Consider the following 9,506-nt stretch of genomic DNA (forward strand, 5'->3'; position numbering starts at 1 on the left):
GATGGGACGGGGCATGCCAGTACCACCGGAGTTCGACCTGATCGGGGTGGGGTTCGGGCCCTCCAACCTGGCGTTGGCGATCGCCGTCGCCGAGCACAACGCGACCGCGGCGGAGCCGGTGACCGCGCACTTCCTGGAGCGGCAGGCCGGTTTCGGCTGGCACCGGGGCATGTTGCTGGAGGACGCCACCATGCAGGTGTCCTTCCTGAAGGACCTCGTCACGATGCGCAACCCGGCGAGCGGTTTCAGCTTCCTGTCGTACCTGCACAGCCAGGGCAGGCTGGTCGACTTCATCAACTCCAAGAACCTCTTCCCGCTGCGCATCGAGTTCCACGACTACTTCGAGTGGGCCGCGGCGAAGGTCGACGACCAGGTGTCCTACGGCAGCGAGGTGGTCGCGGTGCGCGGCGGCGACCCGTACTTCGAGGTGCGCACCGCCGACGGCGAGGTGTACCGGGCGCGCAACCTCGTCATGAGCACGGGCCTGCGGCCGCACCTGCCCGCGGGCGTCGGGACCGGCGACCGGATCTGGCACAACTCCCAGCTGCTGCACCGGATCGAGGACGTGCGCGACCCGCGGCGGTGCGTGGTGGTCGGCGCGGGGCAGAGCGCGGCCGAGGTCACCGCGTTCCTGCACGAACGCTTCCCCACGGCCGAGGTGTGCTCGGTGTTCGCGCGCTACGGCTACAGCCCGTCCGACGACAGCTCGTTCGCGAACCGGATCTTCGATCCGGACGGCGTCGACGCGTTCTACTCCGCGCCCGAGGACATCAAGCAGCGCCTCATGAACTACCACGGCAACACCAACTACTCGGCCGTGGACCTCGACCTGATCGACGAGCTGTACCGGCGGGTGTACCGCGAAAAACTGCAGGGCAGGCAGCGGTTGCGGATCTTCAACACGTCCCGGCCGGTGGACGTCACCGAGGACGAGCGGGTGCGCGTCACGGTGGAGTCGCTGACCACAGGCGAGAAGACGGTGCTGGACGCGGACCTGCTCGTCTACGCGACCGGTTACCGCCCCGCGGACCCGACGGACCTGCTCGGCGAGCTGGCGCAGCAGGTGCGCCGCGACGAGCACGGGCGGCTGCGCGTCGAGCGGGACTACCGGCTCGTCGCCCCCTCGGTGGCCGGCGGGATCTACCTGCAGGGCGGCACCGAGCACACGCACGGGATCACGTCGTCGCTGCTGTCGAACACCGCGGTGCGCGTCGGCGAGATCCTCGCCTCGATCCTGGAACGCCGTCCGGCACGGGACTGGACGGCCGAGTACGCCGTGAAGGAGTGGGCGTGAGGGAGCTTGCGACCGAACCATCAAGCACCACGCCTGCCGACGTCATGACACAGCCGCGGCTTGCCGCGTCCGGAGAGGAGGCCGCGTGAGGGAGCTTGCCCTGGTCACGGCGCTGGCGCGCGCCGGGTTCGAGGACTACGTGGTGTACGAGCGGGACGGTGCCTGGACGTTCGCGGGCGGTGCGCTGGCCACGGTCACCCTGGACGCGACGCACGTGCGGGTGCGCGGGGTGATCGAGTCGGACACCGAGTGGAGTGGCTCGCCGGGCGCGGCGCTGCAGAGTGCGCTGGATTCGTTGCCGCTGACCGCGTGGCGGGCGTACGGAACTGTCCACTTCGGATTCTCGAACCTGCTGACGGGACTGAGCCTGCGTGGCGCGGCGGCACCGGCGGGCGAGCTGGTGCGGCTGATCGTGCCCCGCACGGAGGTCCGGATCGCCCCCGGCGAGGTCACCATGCGCGGCGAGGAGCAGGAGCGGGTGCGGGAAATCCTGGCCGCGCCGGTGACCCACGGGACGCCCGAGCCGCAGCCGATCGACGTGCGGGTGGACGGGGCGAGCTACCGCGAGCGGGTCGCGCAGGCGGTGAAGGAGATCCGGCAGGGGCAGTATCAGAAGGTGATCCTGTCGCGGACGGTGCGCGTCCCGTACGAGGCCGATCTGGTGGCGACGTACGAGGTCGGGCGCAGGGCGAACACCCCGGCGCGCTCGTTCGTGCTGCGGCTCGGGGGCGCGGCGGCGGCGGGGTTCAGCCCGGAGATCGTGGCGACGGTGGACACCGCGGGCGAGGTGACGACGCAGCCGCTGGCGGGCACGCGGGCGTTCGGCCGCGGCGCGGCGCAGGACGCGGCGGCGCGCGCGGAGCTGGAGTCGAACCCGAAGGAGGTCTTCGAGCACGCCGTTTCGGTGCGCACGTCACAGGCCGAGCTGCGGCGCGTGTGCCGCCCGGGTTCGGTGCGGGTCGGGGACTTCATGGGGATCAAGGAGCGGGGGAGCGTGCAGCACCTGGCTTCACTGGTGAGCGGCACGCTCGCGGAGGGCCGCACGGCGTGGGACGCGCTGGAGGCGGTGTTCCCGGCGGTGACGGCGTCGGGCATCCCGAAGCGCGAGTCGCTGGACGCGATCGCGCGCATGGACGAGGCGCGGGGCCTGTACTCGGGCGCGGTGGTGACGGCCGCGAGCGACGGCTCCCTGGACGCGGCGCTCGTGCTGCGGGCGGTGTACCAGGAGGACGGCGTGACGTGGCTCCGCGCGGGGGCGGGCATCGTCGCGGACTCCACGCCGGAGCGTGAGCTGGAGGAGACCTGCGAAAAGCTCAGCAGCGTGGCGCCGTACGTGGTACCGGCGTGAGAGACCCTGGCTCCCATCAGAGAGCCAGCTCCTCCAGCACACCCCGCAGCTCCTCCGGCTGTGCGAAGGATCCGGTGAAGCTGTTGCGTGCCAGCGTCTTCACCTCGGCTTCGGTCAGGCCGAGCGCGTCGGTCACGGCCGCGTAGTTCTCGTTGACGTAGCCGCCGAAGTAGGACGGGTCGTCGGAGTTGACCGTCACCGGGACGCCGGCGTCCATCAGCGCCTTCAGCGGGTACTCCGTGAGGTCGTCGGTGACGTGCAGGCGCAGGTTGGACAGTGGGCACATCGTCAGCGTCACCTGTTCCTCCGCCAGGCGGGTGACGAGGTCGGGGACTTCGGCCGCGGCGTAGCCGTGGTCGATCCGCTCCACCTGGCACACGTCCAGTGCCTCCCGGACGTAGGAGGCGGGGCCTTCCTCACCCGCGTGGCAAGTCGTGCGGTAGCCCTCACCGCGCGCGGCGGCGAAATAGCGCGCGAACTTCGACGGCGGATTCCCGCGCTCGGCGCTGCCAAGGCCGACGCCGAGGATCCGGTCCCGCCACGGCCGGACCAGGTCGAGCAGCTCCAGTGCGTCGGCCTCGGTGCGGTGGCGGTGCGCGCTGACCAGCAGGGCGCCCTCGATGTCCCGCGATTCACGGGCCTCGTCGATCGCGTCGGTGATCCCACCGAGCTGGTCGTCGATCGGGACACCGTGGTCGAGGAACGCCTGCGGTCCGAACAACATCTCCGCGCGTCGCACGCCCTGCGCGGCGGCGCGGTGGAGGTACGCGGTGGTCAGATCGTGGAAGTCCGCGCGTGTGCGCAGCACGCGGCAACCCTGGAAATACACCGAGAGGAAGTTCTCCAACCCGGTGAACGCGTACGCAGCCCGCAGCTCGTCGGGGCTCCGCCACGGGAGCTCCAGGCCGTTGCGGGCGGCGAAGCGCATCATGTCCTCGGGCTCCAGCGTGCCTTCGAGGTGGACGTGCAGTTCTGCCTTGGGCAGCGTGGTCATGAGAATCCTTTCAGCGGCGCGTCCGGCGGAGCAGCCACGCCAGGTACGCCCCGCCCAAGGCGGCAGTCGCCACCCCGACCGGCAAGGTCCCGCTTCCCGCGACGCGTTGCGCCACGAAGTCCGCCGCCAGCACGAGCAGCGCGCCCATCCACGCCGACGGCAGCAGGCCCGCCCCCGGGGCTCGCGTCAGGCGCTTCGCCAGTTGCGGCGCCGTCAGGGACACGAACGCGATCGGGCCCGCTACTGCCGTCGCCGCGGCGCAGGCCGCCGTTCCCACGATCACCAGGTACAGCCGGCTGCGCTCGACCCGCACCCCCAGCGCTGCCGCGGCGTCGTCGCCCATCTCCAGGATGTTCAGCCACCGCACGCCCGCCAGCAGCAGCGGCCCCACCACCGCCAGCGCGACCACCACCGGCCACACGTGCTCCCAGCCGAGGTTGTTCAGGCTCCCCGTCAACCACACCGTCGCGCGCGCGACGTCGGCCAGCTTCGCGTTCACGATGAGGTAGAAGTTCACCGCCTGCAGCACCGCGCTGACCCCGATCCCCACCAGCACCAGCCGCGACCCGCGCACCCCGCGTTGCCACGCCAGCAGGTACACCGCGAGCGCCGTCACCACGCCGCCCCCGAGCGCGCCCAGCGACACGCCCAGCAGGCTCCCGCCGCCGACGAGGATCACCAACAGGCCGCCGGTCGTCGCACCGTAGTTGAAGCCGATGATGTCCGGACTGCCCAACGGGTTGCGTGACAGGCTCTGGAACACCGCGCCGCTCATCCCGAGCGCCGCTCCGACGCACACGGCGATCAGCACCCGCGGCAACCGCAGGTCGAGCACCGCGAAGTTGGTCAGCCTGCTGCCGTTGCCCAGCAGCGTGCGCACGACGTCCAGCGGCGCCACGGAAATCGAGCCCACGCCCAGCGCGATCACCGCGAGCACGACGATGACCACGACTAGCGCGGCGGACACCGAGAAAGACCGCCGCGTGATCACGCCGTCGCCGCCTTGTTCCGCCGCACCAGCCAGATGAACACCGGTGCTCCCAGCAACGCCGTCACCACGCCCACGTCGATCTCCTCGCGTGCGATCACCCGCCCCACGATGTCCGCCGCCAGCAGCAACGCCGGCGCCAGCACCGCGCAGTACGGCAGCACCCACCGCTGGTCCGGCCCGGTCAGCGCTCGCACCATGTGCGGCACCGCGAGCCCCACGAACACCAGCGGCCCCACCGCCGCCGTCGCCGCGCCCGCCAGCAACGTCACCGCCAGCAGCGACAACAGGCGTGTCCGCCCCAGGTGCGCGCCGAGCGACTTTCCGGCGTCGTCCCCAAGCGCCAGCGCGTTCAGCGGCCGCGCGAGCAGCAACGCCAGCACCAGGCCCACCGCGAGGAACGGCAGCACACGCACGAGCGTCGCGCCGTCGGCCCGCGACAGCGAACCGACCGTCCAGAATCGCATCTGGTCCAGGGTCTGCTGGTTCAGCAAGGTCAGGCCCTGCGTGACCCCGGTCAGCGCGGCCGAAACCGCGGTGCCGGCGAGCGCCAGTCGCACCGGCGTGGCACCGCCCCGGCCCGCGATCACGTACAGCACCGTGCCGGCGATCGCCGCGCCCGCGAACGCGAACCACACGAATGCCCGCAGATCGGTCAACCCCAGCACGGTCACCGACAACGCCGCCGCGGCCGAAGCACCCGCGTTGACGCCGAGCAGCCCCGGATCGGCCAGCGGGTTGCGGGTCAGGGCCTGCATGACCGCGCCCGCCACCCCGAGCGACGCGCCCACCGCGACGCCGATCAACGTGCGTGGAATCCTCAAGTCCCACACCACGAACGACGCATCCGACCCGTCGCGGCCGGACAACAGGTGGACCACAGTGGACAGTGGGATCGACCGGGCGCCGATGGCGACGCTCAGCAGCGCGAGAACGACCAGCGCCACGAAGGCGGCGAGCAGACCGAGGGCACGCGACCTCACTCCGCTTCACCGGCGAGGCGCCGGGCGAGCTCGGTCTTGCTGACCTTGCCGACCTTCGTGAGCGGGAAGGCGTCGAGCACCTCGATCCGGTCCGGCAGCTTGTACTCGGCGACCCCGCGCTCACGCAGGAACGCCGCGATCTCCCGCAGTTTCGGCGCTTCGCCCCGGACCACGAGGAAGGCGCACGTCCGCTCGCCCATCACCGGATCCGCCATGCCGACCACCGCCGCGTCGTGCACGGCGGGGTGCGCCAGCAGGTGGTTCTCCAGCTCCTCGGCGGGAATCTTCTCGCCGCCGCGGTTGATCTGGTCCTTGACGCGTCCCTCGACGATCAGGTGCCCGGTCGGCAGCTGCCGCACCACATCCCCGCTGCGGTAGAAGCCGTCCTCGGTGAACGAGCGCGCGTTGTGCTCCTCCGCCCGGTAGTAGCCGCGCAGCGTGTACGGGCCGCGGGTCAGCAGCTCGCCGTTCTCCAGCACGCGCACCTCGTCGGCCGGTGCCAGTGGGCGGCCCTGCGTCGTCACGATCAGCTCTTCGGGGTCGTCGAGGCGCGTGAAGTTCAGCAGCCCTTCGGCCATCCCGAACACCTGCTGCAGCCCACACCCCAGCGCCTCCCGCACGCGGCCCGCGGGTTCCGCGCTCAGTTTCGCGCCGCCGACCTGCAGCAACTCCAGGCTCGACAGGTCCTCGTCGGCGAACTCCGCCGCGTCCATCCACAGCAGGACGACCGGCGGCACGGCCGCGGTGACCGTGACCTTCTCGCGCTCGATCAACGCGAACGCGGTGTCCGGACTGGGGTCCGGGGCGAGCACGACGGTGCCGCCCGCGGCGAAGGCGCCGAGCAGACCCGGCGAGGCGAGCGCGAAGTTGTGGGACGCGGGCAGCACCACCAGGTACACAGTGGACTCGTCGAAGCCGGAGACCTCGGCGCTGGCGCGCGCGTTGTAGAGGTAGTCGTTGTGGGTGCGCGGAATCAGCTTCGGCGTGCCCGTCGTGCCGCCGGAGAGCAGGAACAACGCGACGTCACCTGGGTCCGGCTCGGGCAGCTCGACCGGGTCCGCGGTGGGCAGGTCCTCCACCGCGATCACGTGCCGCAGGCCGGGCACGGCCTTGGTGACCACGCGCGACAGCTCGCGGTAGTCCTCGGTGATGAAGTACGCGACCGCTTCGGACAGCTCGCACAGCGGGACGATCTCGGCCTCGCGATGGGCGGGCAGCGCGAGCACGGGCAGCGCGCCGACCCGCAGCAACGCGAACAGCAGCACGACGAACTCGGGCACGTTCGGCAGCTGCACCACGACGCGTTCCCGCGGCGAGAGCAGCGTCGAGAGCCCCGCCGCCACGCGCGCGGTCCACGCGTCCAGCTCCGCGTACGTCCACCGCCGCCCGTCGCCGCTCACCAGCGCGACCCGGTCCGGATGCCGCTCGACGCCGTTCCGCAGCAGCTGGTCGAGCGGTTCCCCCGTCCAGTAACCCTCCGCCCGATAGCGTTCGGCCAGGTCTTCCGGCCAGGGCACACACCCGTCCAGCATCCGCAGCTCCTTGGGTCCGGCAACGAACTTAGGTTAGGCTAGCCGAGGTTCTGGAAGGGATGGTGCTCGTGCGGCTGGGTGAGCTGGTCATCGACGTCACACCGCTCCGCACCAGCCCGGGCTACCGGCGTGTGTTCACCGCGCAGACGCTGACGGTGCTCACCACGGCGCTGACGAACGTCGCCATCAACGTGCACGTCTACCAGGTCACGGGATCCTCGGTCCAGGTCGGGCTCGTCAGCCTCGCGTTCGGCCTCGCCCTGCTGGCCGGGTTGCTCGTGGGCGGCGTGCTGGCCGACCGGCTCGACCGGCGGCGACTGATCCTCGGCACCCGCGCGCTCGTCAGCCTCGTCCTCGCCGGGCTGGCGGTCAACGCGGCGATGCCGCATCCGGTGCTGGCCGTCGTGTACGTCGCGGCAGTGCTGGCGGGCGCGATCAACGGGCTCGGCGGTTCGGCGCTGATGGCCGCGGTGCCCGCGCTCGTCGAACCCGCGCAGCTCGCCGCCGCGGGTGCGTTGTTCACGGTGACCAGCCAGTTCGGCGCGATGGTCGGGCCGACGGTGGCGGGTTTCCTCGCCGCCGGTCCCGGTGTCGCGGCCTGCTTCGCGATCGACGCCGTCGGCTATCTCGTCGGGGTCGCGCTCATGTGGACGATCCCGCCGCTGCCGTCGGAGCAGGAGCCGCAGCACCCGTTGCGCGCGCTCGCCGAAGGCTTCCGCTTCGTGCGGCGTGACCAGATCGTCGGCGGCCTGCTGCTGATCGACGTGTGGGCCATGCTGTTCGCGATGCCCTACTCGCTGTTCCCGCAGTTCGCCGACGAGGAGTTCGGCGGCGGCCCGGCCACCGTCGGGATCCTCTACACGGCGCCCGCAGTGGGCGCGTTCCTCGGCGCGCTGGCGAGCGGCTGGACCGGCCACTTCCGGCACAGCGGCCGCGCGCTGATCGCGTCGGTCCTGTTGTGGGGCTTGGCGATCACCGCCTTCGGCCTGTCCGGGCACCTGTGGCTCGGCCTGCTGTGCCTGGCGGTCGCGGGCCTCGCCGACACCAGTTCGGAGATCCTGCGGCGCGCGCTGCTGCAGCACTACACACCGGACCACCTGCAGGGCCGCGTGTCCAGCCTGTGGCTGGCGCAGGCCACGAGCGGGACCGCCGTCGGCAACGCCGAGGCCGGGCTCGCCGCCCGCCTGTTCGGTGGTTCCACCGCGGTCGTCGGTGGTGGCATCGTGTGCGTGCTGGGCGTGTGCCTGGTCGCGGTCACCCTGCCCGGTCTGCGCCGGGCGAGTTTGCAAGGAGAACGATGCCGCCCCTCGCAGCCGTCAACGGCGTGAAGATTCCCTACCAGGACACCGGTTCCGGCGAACCCGTCGTGCTCGTGATGGGCACCGGGGCGACGGGTCGCGTGTGGCACCTGCACCAGGTGCCCGCGCTCGTCGACGCCGGCTACCGCGTGATCACGTTCGACAACCGGGGAACTTCCGGCGACGACACGGACTTCACGATCGACGACCTGGTGGCCGACACCGCGGCGCTCATCGAGCACCTGGAGCTGGGGCCGTGCCGCCTCGTCGGCACCTCGATGGGCGCCCAGGTGGTCACGGAGCTGGCGCTGGCCAGGCCGGAACTGGTCACGCAGGCGGTGCTGATGGCCACCCGCGGCCGGTCCGACGTGATGCGGCGGACGATGAACGAGGCGGAGCGCGAGCTGCGCGACACCGGCCTGGAGCTGCCGCCGAAGTACGAGGCCGTCTCCCGCGCGCTGCAGAACCTCTCGCCGCGCACGCTCAACGACGATGTGGCGGTGCGGGACTGGCTCGAACTGTTCACGATGTCGCCGACGATCTGGACGCCCGGCCTGCGAGCGCAGTTGCGGCTGAGCATCGAGGGAAACCGCTTGCCGGCGTACCGCGCCATCGACGTGCCGTGCCTGGTGATCGGGTTCGCCGACGACGTGCGCCTGCCCGCGTACCTGGCGAAGGAGGTCGCGGACGCGATCCCGTCCGCGCGTTACGTGGAGCTGCCGGACTGCGGGCACTACGGCTACCTGGAACGGCCGGACGCGGTCAACGCCGCGATCGTCACCTTTTTCGCCGCTGGACACTCGTAGCTTCTCGACTAAGGTAAGCCTCAGCTAACAAGGATCGGGAGGCTTACGTGACGAACCCCTTCGACGACGACAGCGGCCGCTTCTACGCCCTGGTCAACGACGAGGGCCAGTACTCCCTGTGGCCCACGTTCGCCGAGGTCCCGTCGGGCTGGACCGTCGTGTTCGGCGAGGACACCCGGCAGGCGTGCCTCGACCACATCGAGGCGAACTGGACGGACATGCGGCCGCTGAGCCTGGTCCGGGCGATGGATGCCGAGTCCTGA

At 71.3% G+C, this 9,506-nt stretch carries 9 protein-coding genes; 5 read left to right on the top strand and 4 right to left on the bottom strand.

What is annotated here, in order from left to right; all coding sequences use genetic code 11:
• Nucleotides 1-13 precede the first annotated feature (13 nt).
• Both FHX82_RS03970 and FHX82_RS03975 read left to right on the top strand, forming a co-directional pair.
• The gene (locus tag FHX82_RS03970) at nt 14-1,294 is read left to right on the top strand and encodes a lysine N(6)-hydroxylase/L-ornithine N(5)-oxygenase family protein (RefSeq protein ID WP_183176466.1); all 1,281 of its coding nucleotides are present in this window, start codon (nt 14-16) and stop codon (nt 1,292-1,294) included.
• Between the two features lie 85 nt (nt 1,295-1,379).
• Nucleotides 1,380-2,642, top strand: coding sequence for a salicylate synthase (locus FHX82_RS03975; RefSeq protein ID WP_183176467.1), 1,263 nt, complete (start codon nt 1,380-1,382; stop codon nt 2,640-2,642).
• Between the two features lie 16 nt (nt 2,643-2,658).
• Here FHX82_RS03975 and FHX82_RS03980 read toward each other — a convergent pair whose 3' ends face one another.
• The 4 genes from FHX82_RS03980 to FHX82_RS03995 are packed head-to-tail and all read right to left on the bottom strand — an operon-like array spanning nt 2,659 to nt 7,139.
• Nucleotides 2,659-3,636, bottom strand: coding sequence for an adenosine deaminase (locus FHX82_RS03980; RefSeq protein WP_145933242.1), 978 nt, complete (start codon nt 3,634-3,636; stop codon nt 2,659-2,661).
• Between the two features lie 10 nt (nt 3,637-3,646).
• A complete protein-coding gene (locus tag FHX82_RS03985; protein ID WP_229881181.1) occupies nt 3,647-4,603 on the bottom strand; it encodes a FecCD family ABC transporter permease in 957 nt (318 codons plus the stop codon).
• 20 nt (nt 4,604-4,623) lie between these two features.
• A complete protein-coding gene (locus FHX82_RS03990; RefSeq protein ID WP_145933240.1) occupies nt 4,624-5,607 on the bottom strand; it encodes a FecCD family ABC transporter permease in 984 nt (327 codons plus the stop codon).
• Nucleotides 5,604-7,139 (bottom strand): (2,3-dihydroxybenzoyl)adenylate synthase, encoded by a 1,536-nt coding sequence (locus FHX82_RS03995; RefSeq protein ID WP_145933239.1) that lies wholly within the window; start codon nt 7,137-7,139, stop codon nt 5,604-5,606. Before FHX82_RS03995 ends, FHX82_RS03990 begins: the two co-directional genes overlap by 4 nt.
• A 59-nt stretch (nt 7,140-7,198) precedes the next feature.
• Here FHX82_RS03995 and entS point away from each other — a divergent pair, with 59 nt between their 5' ends.
• From entS to FHX82_RS04010, 3 genes are read left to right on the top strand one after another with little or no spacing between them, the layout of a single operon-like run.
• On the top strand, nt 7,199-8,467 hold the full coding sequence (gene entS / locus FHX82_RS04000) for an enterobactin transporter EntS (RefSeq protein WP_183176468.1): 1,269 nt from the start codon (nt 7,199-7,201) through the stop codon (nt 8,465-8,467).
• Nucleotides 8,437-9,243, top strand: a complete 807-nt coding sequence (locus tag FHX82_RS04005) for an alpha/beta fold hydrolase (RefSeq protein WP_145933238.1) — start codon at nt 8,437-8,439, stop codon at nt 9,241-9,243. The genes entS and FHX82_RS04005 overlap by 31 nt, the downstream gene beginning before the upstream one ends.
• Nucleotides 9,244-9,290: 47 nt before the next feature.
• Complete coding sequence (locus FHX82_RS04010) at nt 9,291-9,506, top strand: MbtH family protein (RefSeq protein ID WP_145933237.1); 216 nt, start codon at nt 9,291-9,293, stop codon at nt 9,504-9,506.

Origin of the sequence: Amycolatopsis bartoniae, from assembly GCF_014191255.1 — a bacterium.
GTDB lineage: Bacteria > Actinomycetota > Actinomycetes > Mycobacteriales > Pseudonocardiaceae > Amycolatopsis_E > Amycolatopsis_E bartoniae.

Excerpts from the sequence above, each read along its gene's own strand:
- FHX82_RS03970 (WP_183176466.1), top strand. The coding sequence starts at position 14 with ATGCCAGTACCACCGGAGTTCGACCTGATCGGGGTGGGGTTCGGGCCC.
- FHX82_RS03980 (WP_145933242.1), bottom strand. The coding sequence starts at position 3,636 with ATGACCACGCTGCCCAAGGCAGAACTGCACGTCCACCTCGAAGGCACG.
- FHX82_RS03995 (WP_145933239.1), bottom strand. The coding sequence starts at position 7,139 with ATGCTGGACGGGTGTGTGCCCTGGCCGGAAGACCTGGCCGAACGCTAT.
- entS (WP_183176468.1), top strand. The coding sequence starts at position 7,199 with ATGGTGCTCGTGCGGCTGGGTGAGCTGGTCATCGACGTCACACCGCTC.
- FHX82_RS04005 (WP_145933238.1), top strand. The coding sequence starts at position 8,437 with ATGCCGCCCCTCGCAGCCGTCAACGGCGTGAAGATTCCCTACCAGGAC.